At 32.0% G+C, this 15,023-nt stretch carries 11 protein-coding genes; 3 read left to right on the top strand and 8 right to left on the bottom strand.

The window, feature by feature from the left end:
- The first annotated feature begins 82 nt into the window (after window positions 1-82).
- Window positions 83-535, top strand: a complete 453-nt coding sequence (locus C8C87_RS06020) for an Hsp20/alpha crystallin family protein (RefSeq protein ID WP_099715654.1) — start codon at window positions 83-85, stop codon at window positions 533-535.
- A 158-nt stretch (window positions 536-693) separates the two neighbouring features.
- On the opposite strand, the gene C8C87_RS06015 is transcribed toward C8C87_RS06020, so the two are convergent.
- The 3 genes from C8C87_RS06015 to aroC all read right to left on the bottom strand — a co-directional run bounded on the left by C8C87_RS06015 (window position 694) and on the right by aroC (window position 5,617).
- Window positions 694-2,901, bottom strand: coding sequence for a response regulator (locus C8C87_RS06015; RefSeq protein WP_121341962.1), 2,208 nt, complete (start codon window positions 2,899-2,901; stop codon window positions 694-696).
- 225 nt (window positions 2,902-3,126) lie between these two features.
- The gene (locus C8C87_RS06010; RefSeq protein WP_099715656.1) at window positions 3,127-4,407 is read right to left on the bottom strand and encodes a dicarboxylate/amino acid:cation symporter; all 1,281 of its coding nucleotides are present in this window, start codon (window positions 4,405-4,407) and stop codon (window positions 3,127-3,129) included.
- A gap of 151 nt (window positions 4,408-4,558) precedes the next feature.
- Window positions 4,559-5,617 carry a chorismate synthase gene (aroC, locus tag C8C87_RS06005; RefSeq protein WP_121341961.1) on the bottom strand — a complete coding sequence of 353 codons (1,059 nt, stop codon included), beginning with the start codon at window positions 5,615-5,617 and terminating at the stop codon, window positions 4,559-4,561.
- 194 nt (window positions 5,618-5,811) lie between these two features.
- Here aroC and C8C87_RS06000 point away from each other — a divergent pair, with 194 nt between their 5' ends.
- Both C8C87_RS06000 and C8C87_RS05995 read left to right on the top strand, forming a co-directional pair.
- Window positions 5,812-6,651, top strand: a complete 840-nt coding sequence (locus C8C87_RS06000; RefSeq protein ID WP_099715658.1) for a UDP-2,3-diacylglucosamine diphosphatase — start codon at window positions 5,812-5,814, stop codon at window positions 6,649-6,651.
- A gap of 118 nt (window positions 6,652-6,769) precedes the next feature.
- On the top strand, window positions 6,770-7,276 hold the full coding sequence (locus tag C8C87_RS05995; RefSeq protein WP_121341960.1) for a hypothetical protein: 507 nt from the start codon (window positions 6,770-6,772) through the stop codon (window positions 7,274-7,276).
- 51 nt (window positions 7,277-7,327) lie between these two features.
- Here the strand turns inward: C8C87_RS05995 and C8C87_RS05990 are convergent, their stop codons facing one another.
- From C8C87_RS05990 to C8C87_RS05970, 5 genes are all read right to left on the bottom strand, one after another.
- The gene (locus tag C8C87_RS05990) at window positions 7,328-7,756 is read right to left on the bottom strand and encodes a protease complex subunit PrcB family protein (protein WP_121341959.1); all 429 of its coding nucleotides are present in this window, start codon (window positions 7,754-7,756) and stop codon (window positions 7,328-7,330) included.
- A gap of 72 nt (window positions 7,757-7,828) precedes the next feature.
- Window positions 7,829-8,962 (bottom strand): N-acetyl-alpha-D-glucosaminyl L-malate synthase BshA, encoded by a 1,134-nt coding sequence (gene bshA / locus C8C87_RS05985; RefSeq protein ID WP_099715661.1) that lies wholly within the window; start codon window positions 8,960-8,962, stop codon window positions 7,829-7,831.
- 75 nt (window positions 8,963-9,037) lie between these two features.
- On the bottom strand, window positions 9,038-11,050 hold the full coding sequence (locus C8C87_RS05980) for a heavy metal translocating P-type ATPase (RefSeq protein ID WP_199716369.1): 2,013 nt from the start codon (window positions 11,048-11,050) through the stop codon (window positions 9,038-9,040).
- 209 nt (window positions 11,051-11,259) lie between these two features.
- Window positions 11,260-11,880, bottom strand: a complete 621-nt coding sequence (locus C8C87_RS05975) for a phosphatase PAP2 family protein (protein ID WP_121341957.1) — start codon at window positions 11,878-11,880, stop codon at window positions 11,260-11,262.
- Between the two features lie 146 nt (window positions 11,881-12,026).
- Window positions 12,027-15,023 (bottom strand): glycoside hydrolase family 3 N-terminal domain-containing protein, encoded by a 2,997-nt coding sequence (locus tag C8C87_RS05970; protein ID WP_121341955.1) that lies wholly within the window; start codon window positions 15,021-15,023, stop codon window positions 12,027-12,029.

Here is a 15,023-nt window from a genome sequence, read left to right as displayed (position 1 = left end):
TTTATAAGTTAAATAATATTTGTAAATAAATAATATCATTAAATTTGATTTAACTTATTTCAAACAATTAAAACATAAAACTATGGAAACTTTAGTAAAAAGAAACGGTTTATTTCCCACTGTGAATACATTTTTCGATGATTTTATTTCAAGAGATCTTTTTGATTGGAATGATAAAAATTTTACTGCTATTGGCAGTAATTTACCTTCGGTGAATTTAAAAGAAACTGATGATAAATTGCAAGTGGAATTAGCTGCTCCGGGAATGAAAAAAGAAGATTTCAAAGTTGAAATTGACAACAATATGCTTATGATTTCATCCGAAAAAAAGGAAGAGAAAGAAGAAACAAGAAAAAAAGATAATTACGTCAGAAAAGAATTTAATTATCAATCATTCTGCAGAACTTTTACTTTACCTGAATATATTGATGAAAGTAAAGTTGAAGCCAGTTATAAAGATGGAATTTTGCATGTGGACATTGCCAAAAAAGAAATTGGCAAGAAAAAAGCAAATAAAACTATAGCTATCAAATAAATAGTATTCAATAGTAGTTATTAGATAACGCCTTAAAAATCGTTAAATCCTTGGAATCAATAATTGGTTTTGAAGATTTAACGATTTTAATTTTTATACAAAATCTATTAAAATTCATCATCAAACAATTTTTAAAAACAGGATTATATAAAAATAAATTAAGCGATACTTTTAGGTTTTGATATTAAAATACTGATGATTTCAAATAATTTAATCGAATCAAAAGGTTTTATGATTATATCATTGATTCCGGCAGAAAGGGCTTCTTCGGTTATTTCTGTTTTATCAAATGCCGTCAATGCTACAATGGGTATACCAATACCTTTAAGACGGATTTTTCTTGTTGTTTCAAAACCATTGATTAAAGGCATATTAATATCCATTAATATCACATCAAAATTCTCTTTTTCTAATATTTCTAATGCAGCGTAACCATTGTCAACAACACTACATTTATAGTTGTTCTTTTCTATCGTTTTTCTGGTAATAACCTGATTTATATGGTTATCCTCTACTACTAAAACATTAACGGTTTGGGTTGAACTCATGTCTACTTGAATGTTATTAATAATTTCAGTTGTTCGCTCAGGATTAAATTCAAATGCAATTACAAATTTGAATGAAGTTCCCTTTCCTATGGCACTTTCGAGTGAAATATCGCTGTCAAACAATCCTAACATTTGTTTTACGATAGAAAGACCTAAACCGGTTCCTTGGTAATCCGTTTCTTTTCTGCTAACCTGAACAAATTTATCAAAAATCTTTTCCTGATCTGTAGCATGAATTCCTATTCCGTTATCTTGAATTTTAAATTCTAAAAAATGGGATTTACCTTCTACTTTCACCAAGTTTACATTTATGCTTACTTCTCCTTTTTTGGTAAACTTTAATGCATTACTGACTAAATTCATAATGATTTGAGAAAGTCTTAACTTATCACCAATTAAATATTCCGGAATATTAGGATCAACATTCACATGAACTACATTATCATTCGTTTTAGCTATAAATGATAATGAACTTTTAACCATATTAATTTCATCAGAAATATTAAAAGTTAAATTTTCAAGAACAATTCTATTGTCTTCAATTTTATTAATTTGTAGAATATCATTCACTAATGATAATAAATATCGGGCAGAAAATTTAAGAGAACTTAAATGTGGACTACCGGCTAACTCTTTATGCTCATCAAGCAGCATGTTTGTAATCCCTACTACACCGTATAAAGGAGTTCTTAATTCATGACTGATTGTAGAGACAAATTGTGATTTTAATATAGACGCTTCTTCTGCTTTTTCTTTGGCAGCCAGCAATTCTATATTTGTTTGAGAAAGCTTTTCATTGGCTTTTTTCTTAAAATTATTATTCTTGAATAAAGTATAAAGCAATAATAACAGAAAGCAAAAAACTACCCCAAATAGCAATACAATGATTTTTGATTTCCTTAAACTTTGAAGCTGAGCCACTTTCTCCGTTTCAATTTTATCTATCTCTCTTTTGTATTCATCTAATTCTAAATTTATCCCGGCTAAATTAGCTTTCTTTATTTTTTCCTCGTTATATAGTTCGTCAGTAATTATGTTGTAACGGGCGAGATTTTCATAGGCATTTTTATAATCACCTTTCTTCAATAAATATTTTGAATATTCAAGATATGAAAAGGATAAATCTGATTTTTCATTTCCTTCATTTCCAAATTTTATAGCATTGATAAAAGATGATGTTGCTTTATCATGGACTCCTTTGTAACCATAATACATTCCATTTAGCATATTTACAGCTACAGCGTTTGTTTCATCACCATATTTTTTATTGTATTTGTTGATGAATTCTAAACTTGGGAAACCTTTTTCAAAAAGACCAATATCAAAATAAGCCCAGGCAATATTAAGTTTAGTCATAAAAACCTGGTTGGTATCTGCTAATTTCTGACTGTATTTAAGAGAGTTCTCGTAAAAATTTATGCCTTTTTCATATTGCTTTTTCTCAAAACAATAGATATTTCCTAAATTATTATTTATCCGTTTTCTTAATGTGTCATTACTCGTCTTATCAGCATAGGATAAACTCTTGTTATAGAAGAATATTGCTTTATCAAATTCAGCCATCTCGGCATAATTTGCCGCAATTGTAATATAGGAAATGGCTGTTGAATATAAATCATTAGCATTAATGGAGGAGCGAAGTGCCAATTTAGAAATATCCAGAGATTTCTCAAAATTAGACTCCTTTAAGTATCGGGAAGCTTCGTCAGTAAGATTAGTGATTTCTTGCTTAGAATATGTTTTTGTTTGAGCAATTGAATTATCACTAAAACAATTTAATACAAACAATAGCGACAAAACAATACGTAAATGATACATAAACAATTAGAGTTTATCAAATATACATTTTATTAATAAAAAAAAGGGGAATAAGTGCATATTATCTATTAAAATAAAATTGAATAAGCACATTTTTTAAAAACAGCAATGCTACCTTTAAAATAAGAAACAATTAAAATTCTGAGGTTTTAAATCCAAAAAAAAACCTGCTCAACTAATTGAGCAGGTTAAAGATGTTATTTATTGGAAAAGGTACCGTAATAACTATTCTGAAGCTACAGTTTCATTTTCATCATTACCTTCCCATTGTCCTACAACTGATGTAGCTAAGGCATTTCCTAAAACATTTGTTGCACTACGGAACATATCACAAAAATGATCTATTGGTAAAATTAATGCGATTCCTTCAATTGGAATATCAAACATACCGCAAGTAGCTGCAACTACAACTAAACTTGCTCTAGGTACACCTGCAATTCCTTTGCTGGTAAGCATCAAAACTAAAAGCATGGTCATTTGTGTTCCTAGATCTAAATCAATACCATAAGCTTGAGCAATAAAAATACTGGCAAAAGTCATGTACATCATACTCCCATCCAGATTAAATGAATAACCTAATGGCAACATGAAAGAAACGATTCTGTCCTTTACTCCAAAACGCTCTAATTCCTCTGTCAATTTTGGAAAAACTGCTTCACTGCTGGTTGTCCCAAAAGCAATAATCAAAGGACTTACAATTCTTTTAAGTAAAACAGTCATTCTGCTTTTTAGAAAAATGTAACCCACCACAATTAATACCAACCAAAGTGATGAAATTCCAACTAAGAATGAACCAAAAAATTTGAAATAGGTAATCGCTAATTCTTGAAAATCTCTTACAGCGAAAACTCCTGCAATGGCTCCAAAAACCCCTATTGGAGCAAATTTCATTACATAATTCACCATTTTAAGAACAATGTGAGATGTTTTATCTAAAGCATTTGTAACTGGCTTAACATAATCTCCCAATGATGCTGCGGCTAAACCAAAGAAAATAGAAAAAATCACAATTTGTAAAATTTCATTGGTCGCCATTGCTTCAAAAATACTTTTAGGCACAATATGCTCTATAAAATTTTCAAAAGATATATTTTGAGTTTTTGCAGTAACTTCAGAAACAGAAGCCAAATCAACATTTGATAAATTAAGACCAACTCCCGGTTCTAGTATGTTTACAAAAAACATTCCCAATAATAAAGAGATGAATGAGGCTGTAAAAAACCAACCCATTGCTTTTCCTCCAATTCTTCCAACAGCTTTAATATCTCCCAGTTTTGCAATTCCCACAACAAGTGTTGTAAAAACTAATGGCGAAATAATCATCTGAACTAATCGAATGAAAATTGTTGCCAAGATTTTAATTTTTGCACTGAAGCCTTGAGCTGCTTCTGGCGAAATGGAATTATGAATTACAATGCCTAAAATAGCACCTAAAACCATCGCAATTAATATTTGTCCCGTTAATCCTGAAAAAAAAGATGGTTTTTTAGTTGTTTTGGTGTTCATTAAATTGATTGTTAGGTTTTAGTCTTAACCCGTTACTTCACTCAACTTTACAGGTCTTCAGTGAATTTTCTTTACAATACTATCTTTTTCTTGTTTGCTGCCAAGCAAGGAAAAATAAAGTAAAAAACAGGAAAAGCTTCAAAAATTAATATTAATAGGTTTTGTTTATCAAATAAAAATCAGCTAATACAATGGCTGCCATTGCTTCAACTATGGGTACTGCACGCGGCACAACACAAGGATCATGTCGTCCTTTTCCAGTCATTTCAGTAATATTCCCTTTGTTATCCAATGATTCTTGTTTTTGCATAATGGTTGCCACTGGTTTGAAAGCCACACGGAAATAAATATCCATTCCGTTACTGATTCCACCTTGAATCCCACCTGAAAGATTGGTTTTAGTAGTACCGTCAGGATTATATAAATCATTATGATCGCTTCCTTTCATTCTGGCTCCATCAAAACCGCTTCCAAACTCAAATCCTTTTACGGCATTGATTGAAAGCATGGCTTTTCCCAATTCAGCATGAAGCTTATCAAAAACAGGTTCTCCTAAACCAATAGGCACATTTTGAATCACACAGGTTACAGTTCCACCCACAGTATCACCTTGTTTGCGTATATCACGGATATATTCCTCCATAATTACCGCTGAAGCTTCATCAGGGCAACGCACAGGATTGTTTTCAGTTTTTGAAAAATCTAATTCTTGGTATGGTTTTTCTAAAAAAATTGGACCTACAGAAGAAACGTAAGCATTGATTTTTATTTCTGACAGCATTTGTTTTGCTACCGCTCCAGCCACTACTCTACTGGCAGTTTCACGGGCAGAACTTCGTCCGCCACCGCGGTAATCACGAACACCATATTTTTTTTCATACACATAATCAGCATGGCTGGGTCTGTAATTATCTTTTATATGAGAGTAATCATCTGATTTTTGATTGGTATTAGGAATAATAAAACCTATTGGTGTTCCAGTGGTTTTACCTTCAAATATTCCGGATAAAAATTGTACATCATCCGGCTCTTTACGTTGGGTAACTATAGCCGATTGACCCGGCTTTCTTCTTGACATTTCAAATTGAATTGCATCTAAATCTATAGTTATTCCAGGAGGGCAACCATCTATTATACCACCTAATGCTTCACCATGTGATTCTCCAAAAGTTGTTATTCTAAATAGTGTTCCGTAGCTATTTCCTGCCATTATAATTAGTTTTGAACAAAAGTACCATTTTAGTTTAAAGTTTAAAAGCTTATCCCGAAATTTCGGGATAAAGTTTTAAGAAACATTTCACATTTATTGATATTAATTTAATCTTGTCTTAGATTTCTTAACCTTTAATTCCATTTCTATTGCTAATAATTCTATTAATTTGGTAAACTTCAAATTCAAATACATTGAAAAAAAGAAAAGTCGAGTTAGTGGTGATTTCTGATGTACACCTTGGAACTTTTGGTAGTCATGCTAAAGAACTTTATAATTATTTATCTTCTATAAAACCTAAAACGCTAGTATTAAATGGTGATATTATAGATGTATGGCAGTTTCGAAAATCCTATTTTCCAAAAGCACATTTAAAAGTCATACAAAAAATTATAAGTTTTGCATCCAAAGGGACAAAGGTTTACTACATCACAGGAAATCATGATGAAATGCTCCGAAAATTTAGCGATATGAATATGGGTAATTTCGCATTAGTAGACAAGTTAGTTTTAAATCTCGATGACAAAAAGGCCTGGATATTTCACGGTGATGTTTTTGATGCCTCTGTGCAACATTCAAAATGGATTGCCAAACTTGGTGGTTTAGGGTATGATTATTTAATACTTTCAAACCGATTTGTCAATTGGTGTTTATCCAAAATAGGAAGAGAGCCTTATTCTTTTTCTAAAAAAATAAAGGCAAGTGTAAAAAAAGCGGTAAAACACATTTCTGATTTTGAGAAAACGGCAACTGAATTAGCCATCGAAAAAAAATACGATTATGTTATATGCGGACATATTCATGAACCAAAAATGATTCATCAAGAAACTAAAAACGGGTCAACTTTATATTTGAATTCTGGAGATTGGGTTGAAAACTTAACAGCATTGGAATACAACAAAAAACGTTGGAAATTATATAATTATTCCGAAGCAAATTATATTGAAGAAGAGAACCTTTTTGAAATGGAAGATATTTTAAGCAATCAAATCGTGGCTTCAGCGCTTTTCTCCAAACAAAACATCCTAATGTAATACCAACATAAAAAAGCATCAAAATCCTGAAAAACGTAAATTATATAACTTTTCTATAAAATTTTATAAACTTCATACCCTACTTAATTATACATTTGTATCTATAAAAAACTTACTTATGAAAAAAATTATTTTATCAGCAATAATGTTAATGGGATTAGCATTTACTGCACAAGCACAAGATATTTCGAAAAATGCTTTAGGTCTACGTCTAGGAGATAATGACGGATTTGGAGGAGAACTTTCTTACCAAAGGGGTTTAGGCGATAACAACCGTTTAGAATTAGACTTAGGTTGGAGAAACAGCAATAATGTTGATGCTTTGAAATTAACAGGTATATACCAATGGGTTTGGAACATAGAAGGTGGTTTCAACTGGTATGCAGGTGTTGGTGGTGGTGTAGGTAGCTGGAGTTATGATAATGATTTCAACAACAACAATGATATTGATGACAGCGGCGCATTTGTTTTTGTTGCTGGAGATCTTGGTATTGAGTATAACTTTAATGAAGCTCCAATACAATTAGCTTTGGATATCAGACCAGAACTTTATTTCAATTCTGATAATTTTAGAGAAGATAATTTTGGTCCAGACTTAGCCTTAAGTATTAGATATAGATTCTAGTATTATCTAGAAAACATATTAAAAACGCCACTAGCAATAGTGGCGTTTTTTTTATTTAAAAATAATCTCTTTCTTGGAATTTATCTTGACTACACAAAAAGGATTTGTAAAAGCTTGTGTAACCATACTTCCCGGTTCAGGATTAGTTTCTTTTATGGTGATAACAATATTTTTATCGGTTTCGATAACACTATCAATCCCTATACTATACCCTCCAGATGTTTTTTCTCCCATATTCAAAACGATAAAATTCGCAGTCTGAACATCATTTGAGCTGATTTTATTTTTTAGATTTTCATCGTTCTGCAACATTGCAATTTCATTTGGCTCCGAAAGAATCTCAAAAAAACGAATACTTGCACCACCGTTTGTCTGTTGCGTCAAGACTTCATATAAAGAACTTTTATCAGAACTTTTTGTAACTGTTGCACCGCAGGAAACTAAAGCGACAGCAACTAGTGATACTATTATTTTTTTCATTGCAACATTTTATTGGTTAATGGATTAATTTCAAAAAGTCTTACTACTTTTTATTTTAGAAAAATGTAAAATCTATGCGTATTTTTTTATCGCTTTTTTATATAAAGCTTCATAAAGCGGCAAGATGTTTTTGATGTCAAATTGTTTTGCAACTGACAGCGCATTTTCTTTAAATTTATGAAGAGTAGCGTCATCTTTTAAAATTTTCAAAGCGTTTTGTGCCATTTCATCTGTATTCCCAACATTGCTTAAATATCCGGAAATACCGTCAAAATTTACTTCTGGTAAACCTCCGGAATTACTTGAAATTACGGGAACACTCCAAGCCATTGCTTCGAGAGCCGCAAGTCCAAAACTTTCTGTTTCAGATGGCAACAAGAATAAATCAGTATAACTCAAAATTTTATCAATCTCATTACTGTTTCCAAAAAAGATGACTTTATCCTGAATTCCTAATTCCTGACATAAATATTCTGCTTTTTCTTTTTCAGGACCATCCCCTACCATCATCAATTTAGCAGGAATTTCTTTTTGAATATTATAGAAAATTTTAATTATATCCGGAATTCGTTTTACTTTTCTGAAATTACTGATATGCGTAATAATTCTCTCATTTTTATTAGCCATTACGGAACGATGACAAGCTGTACTTGGATCATTATGGTTTTTATCTAATTCTATAAAATTAGGAATTACCTCAATTTCATTTTTAATATTAAATAATTTATGGGTATCATCTTTCAAACTTTGGGAAACCGAAGTAACAAAATCAGATTTGTTAATGCTAAAAGTTACGGCTGGTTTATAAAATGGATGGTTCCCAACTAATGTAATATCAGTTCCGTGAAGTGTAGTCACCATCGGAATATTAATTCCCTCATCTTTCAGCATTTGTTTGGCCATATAACCTGCATAAGCATGAGGAATTGCATAATGCACATGCAATAACTCGATTTTATATAGCTTTACCATATCCACTAATTTGCTTGACAAAGCCAATTCGTATGGTTGATAATGAAATAATGGATATTCAGGAACATTCACTTCGTGGTAATGCACATTTGGATTTAAAAGTGCCAAACGTACAGGTTGACTATACGTTATAAAATGGATTTCGTGACCACGTCTTGCCAATTCAAGACCTAATTCTGTAGCGACAACACCACTTCCTCCAAAGGTAGGATAACAAACTATTGCAATTTTCATCTATGTATTTTAGTGAAACGAAATTAATAAAAATAGGAATGTGTTTTATGGAAATTTAAGTTAAATCTTTAAAGTCTAAAACTTAATACGTTGGATTCTTACCGCATTTAAAATCGCTAATAAAGCGACGCCAACATCCGCAAAAACTGCTTCCCACATCGTAGCTAATCCTCCTGCTCCCATTACCAAAACTATCAATTTAACGGTAAAAGCTAAAAAAATGTTTTGCCAAACAATTTGTTTTGTCTTTTTTCCAATATTAATTGCAGTATAAATCTTAGTGGGTTGATCATTTTGAATAACAACATCAGCAGTTTCAATGGTGGCGTCACTTCCTAAACCACCCATTGCAATTCCTACATTTGCCAAAGCAATTACCGGAGCATCATTTACTCCATCACCAACAAATGCAACGCTTAAATTTTGCTTCAATAAAGCCTCTAGTTTTTCAACTTTGTTTTCAGGCAATAAATTTCCAAAAGCCTGATCAATATTCAACTCTTTGCCAACAACAGAAACTATTGATTGATTATCGCCAGAAAGCATAATGGTTTCGACATTTAATTTGTGTAAGTTCCTAATTGCCTCTTTTGCATCTTCTTTAACTTCATCAGCAATAATAAAATAACCAGCATATTTTTGATTGACAGCAACAAGTATAATTGTAAATGGAATAGTATCAATTTCAGCATCATAAGTGATATTGTAATTTTTCATCAACTTAGCATTTCCAACTAAAATCTCTTTTCCATCCACAAAACCTTTTAATCCCAATCCTGGAATTTCCTTTACTTCAGTTACACTAGTAGCTTTTGTATGGTCTTTGGCAAATTCTATAATTGCCGAACCCACGGGATGTGTGGATTTAGTTTCAATTGCGGCTGTATATCGTATCAAATCGGTCTCTGGAATTCCTACAGCTACAACTTTTTGAACTTTGAAAACCCCTTTAGTCAATGTTCCTGTTTTATCAAAAACGACTACTTTGACTGATGCTATTATATCCAGAAACGTAGATCCTTTGAATAAAATTCCGTTTTTACTTGCTGCGCCAATTCCTCCAAAATACCCTAACGGAATAGAAATTACCAATGCGCAAGGACAAGAAATCACTAAGAAAACCAATGCTCTGTACAACCAATCCTTAAAAACATAATTGTCCATAAATACTATTGGAAGCACACAAATTGCTATCGCCAGATAGACCACAATTGGTGTGTAAATTTTAGCAAATTTCCGGATAAACAATTCTGTTGGTGCTTTTTTTGCAGTAGCTTCCTGAACCATTTCCAGAATTTTAGATAATTTACTATCCTTAAATGCTGTAGTTACTTCTACTTGAGAAACCGTATTGAGATTAATCATTCCTGCCAGGATTGTTTCTCCTTTAGATTTGGTATCAGGTTTACTTTCTCCTGTTAATGCTGCAGTATTGAAAGTGGCATGATCAGAAAGTAATTTTCCGTCTAAAGCTAATTTTTCACCTGGTTTCAATTCTATGATTTCTCCAATGGTTACATCCGAAGCTTTTTTGGAAACAATATTCACTCCTTCAATTACATTTGCTACATCAGGTCTTTGGTCTAATAATGATTTTATATTCGATTTTGCTCTTTTTACGGCTAACATCTGGAATAATTCACCAATGGCATAGAATAACATTACAGCCACACCTTCGGCATATTGACCAATTCCAAATGCGCCTAACGTAGCAATTCCCATCAAGAAAAATTCAGAAAAAATAGCTCCTTTACGGATGCTTTCATACGCTTCTTTCAAAACTGGAAAACCTACCGGAATATAAGCTATAATATACCAAACGATTCGAATCCAACCATTAAACCAAGATTGTGGAACGTAATTATCAAACAATAATGCAATCAGCAATCCTATAAAACTAATTATGGAAGGTAAAAACATTCTGAAAGTGCTTTCATTTCCAGTAGAATGATCGTGATCTTCCTCATCATTATGTTGTGACTCACTGTGAGAAGAACAACATCCTGCATCTTGCTCTGCTTTATTGACTTTTTTTTCTTCTAAGGCACAGCAAGCTTGTTTATCATCCATATCCTGTTTGTGTGTCATTTTAGCTAATTTATTTTTAGTAAAAGAAAAATACTAATACTAACCAAAGTGTTACTATTACTGTAAAGTTAGTTGAATTTAATGTTTTATCTTTTGATACAGCACATAAAATTAATGCTAATAATTACCCAACAATTATTTGTTTACAATAAAATGTTTCAGACTTGAATTCTTTTCGTTTTCAAACAATAATCATAGTGTTTAAAGTACTATTTGTCCTTTTTAGTACTTTTTTTATTAATCCATTTATTCACTTTATAACTAAGATAAGCCGAGCCAGTGCCGATAATTGCTCCAGCAAATACATCACTTGGATAATGAACCCCTAAATGCATTCGAGAATATCCCACTGCTCCTGCCCAAACAAATGATGGGGCAATAACATACCATTTAGGATAAGCCAAACTCAGTGATGTTGCTGTTGCAAAAACTAAAGAAGTATGTCCCGAAGGAAAGGAATTACCAACAGACGACGTTGCTTGATCGATATCCGGATAGGTTTCAAATGGTCTGTCTCTTTTTATAGTATGTTTCAATGCTGTGGTAATAAATGCATTTACCAAGAATGCTTCTCCTATAAAAATTGCTTGTTTCTTGATGGTACTATCTTTCTTAATTAAAGCAACCGAATATAGAATAATGGGAGTTGCAACACTGATTGGAACCGCACTATTTGTTACTAATTTAAAAGTAGGATCTAAACTCTTATTTCTATGAACATTGATATCCCGTAAAATATTTATATCACTATTTTGAGCATTTACAAAAGTCATGCAAAAAAGCAACACAATTAAATAGACTTTTGTAAAAACGGTATTCCTATTTTTCATCAAACAGTTTTTATCTCAAATATACTATAATACAGGCAAAATTTGTAATGAAATACTGCTAATAAAATCATTTTAACAAAAAAATAGTCCAAATGAAATTGTCTATAATTTCATTTGGACTATTTTATTATTCCGTCAAAGTAAGCTTAGTTTATAATCGCTTCATAAATCACCTTTTGAATATCTTCCCGAATGTTTTCTTTGGATAATCTATTTTCACCTGCTATTGGAAAAGTTCTATTCGATAAAAACACATAGACAATTTGCGTTTCGGGATCAGCCCAAGCCATTGTTCCGGTGTAACCGGTATGACCAAAACTAGTCATCGAAGCGCAACCGCACGTAGGTCCTTCAGCACCTAATTGTGGTTTATCAAAACCGACACCTCTCCTATTTCCTGCCGCACAAAAATAACACGTATTAAAATCTTCAAATGTCTTTTCAGAAAAATACTGCTGATTGCCATAATTCCCTTTTTGCAAGTAAAGCTCCATTATTTTAGCCACATCCATGGCGTTCGAAAAAACACCGGCATGCCCGGAAACTCCGCCTTCTAAAGCAGCAGATAAATCGTTAACATATCCTTGTAAAAGTTGATGACGGAAATACGTATCTGTTTCTGTTGGTGGAATTCTGTTTTTATCAAATTTCCCTAACGGATTGAAACTGGAATTATTCATTCCGAGTGAGCGGTAGAAATTCTCCTGAATCAAAATATCTAATGTTTTACCCGTTGTTTTTTCTAAATAATCTTTCAAAATCATAAAAGTAAGATCGCTGTACTTGTATTCTTTTTTCAAGGAAAGCTTGCTCTTAACAATCATTTTCATAATGGTGTCGCTAAAATCATTTCTTACAAAAAGACTGTCTGTCATTCGTTTAGAAAACTGCTCTTCGGAGGTTTTTCTAAAATAAACTTCCGAAGGAAATTTAGATTTATCCATTGTCGCTTTATAAAATGGAATTCCTGCGGCAAGTCCAGCGTAATGAGATAATAAATCTTTAAAATTAATATTCGCTTTATTGGAATCTTTAAAAATGGGAGACATGGTTCCTAATGTAGTTTCCAGATTTATTTTTTGCTGATCGTATTGCAACATAACATTCGGCAACGTAGCCAGAATTTTTGTCAACGAAGCAACATCATAAATATCTGAATCTTGAACTTTAATCGTTTTATCATACGTATGATGCCCGAATGATTTTTGATAAATAACTTTACCTTTTCTGGCTACCAAAACTTGAATTCCAGGCGTCATTTTGCCATTAATCGCTTTATTGGCAATGGCATCAATTTTGGATAAAATTTCAGCATTCATTCCCACATTTTCAGGGGTTGTGAATCCTAAACGATTTAATTTTTCAGTTGCTAAGCCATCATTTACTTTGAAGCTTGTATTAATAGAAACCGGTAATTTTCCTTTGGCTTCAATCGCTCCAAAAATTAGTTCTGCAGAAACTATTTGTGAAATCGTACTGTTTTGATAGGAAACAACCAATCCTTCGAAATCATCAAAATTTGTAATAGGTAATAACGAATACGGTTTTGCAAAAACATCCAGAATTACATTATTGTTTTTAGCTAAAAAATTGATTTTAAACAATTCATTAGATTTTAAATCATCGTTTCTAAAAGCAACATCTGATTTATGATATCCAATGATTACAGTTGTAAACGGTTGCAATTTTACTTGTAAACTATCCAAATTAGTATCTGCAACTACAGTTACGTCAGCGTATTTTTTTAAAGTCGAAACAAAAGCATCATTACTGTCATCTCCTATTTTTACATAGGCTATTTTTTGTTTTTCCAAATTTTTAATTGGTAAAACAGCAGCCGTATTTTTTAGAACAGTAACTGCGTTTTCATACAACTCATATTGTAAAGCATCATTTTCAGATGAGTTTAAATCGTTATATAAATTTTCTGTTGCAATAGGTTTATAAGAGTTTAAACCTGCTTTGTATTTAAATTTCAAAATTTTCTTTACCGAAAAAGCCAATCTTTCGTCAGAAAATAAATTAGCTGAATAGGCCAGCTTAAATTTTTCAATTGCAGAAGGAACATCTTCAGGAAATAACAACACATCATTTCCAGCCATAAAAGCTTCAAAATTAATTTCGCTTGGTAATTTAAAGTTACTTACACTTTTCATATTCAAAGCATCAGTAAAAATAAGTCCTTTGAATCCTAATTCTTTTTGAAGAATATCAGTTACGACATTATAGGAAATCGATGAAGGATAATTAGGTCTTGACTCTAAACTGGGAACGTTTAAATGCGCCACCATAACAGAAGAAAGTCCTTCATGAAACATTTTTTTATACGGATAAAACTCTACATCCATTAATCTTTCTTTCGAAAAATTAATCGTTGGTAATCCTTTATGTGAATCCGTTTCAGTATCGCCATGACCAGGAAAATGCTTTCCTGTAGAAAAGATTCCTTGACTCTGAACCCCTTTCATTAAAGCAATGGCGCGTTCTGTAACTTTGAATTTATCTTCGCCAAAAGAGCGAAAACCTATTATAGGATTTCTGGGATTTGTATTGATATCAAGAACTGGAGCAAAGTTAAATTGCAAACCCAATCGTTTACTTTGTTTTCCCATCTGAAGACCAACTTTCTCCAACAATTTCATGTCCTGGATGGCTCCAAGTGTCATATTCCAAGGATAACGATAGGTAGAATCTAATCGCATGCTCAATCCCCACTCAGCATCACTACCAATAAACAAAGGGATTTTTGACTTCGATTGAAAACGATTGGATAATTTAACTTGACGAACAGGACCACCTTGAAAGAAAATCAATCCTCCAATTTTGCTTTCCTGAATCAGTTTATCAATGCCCTTGAAGTGTACAGTATCTTTATTAGAATAAGCGGCAACCATAAATAATTGCCCAAATTTCTCCTCTAAAGTCATAGCATTGTAAACACTATCAACCCATTTATTTCCTTCGGGAGATAATTCAAAAAGTGTGGGTGTATTACTCGATTTGATACTGTCCAAATTTTCAATTTTGGACGGAATGTTGGCTACAATTACTTTATTCTTATTAATTTTTGTCCCAACACAACTTGAAGCAACAAAGAAAATTAAGACATAAAATAAAACAATTTTGATGCCTATTTTTCTCAT

It is taken from the genome of Flavobacterium sp. 120, assembly GCF_003633605.1.
Classification (GTDB): domain Bacteria; phylum Bacteroidota; class Bacteroidia; order Flavobacteriales; family Flavobacteriaceae; genus Flavobacterium; species Flavobacterium algoritolerans.
Note: the sequence above shows the minus strand (reverse complement) of the source record. Positions and strands in the feature narration are given on the sequence as shown.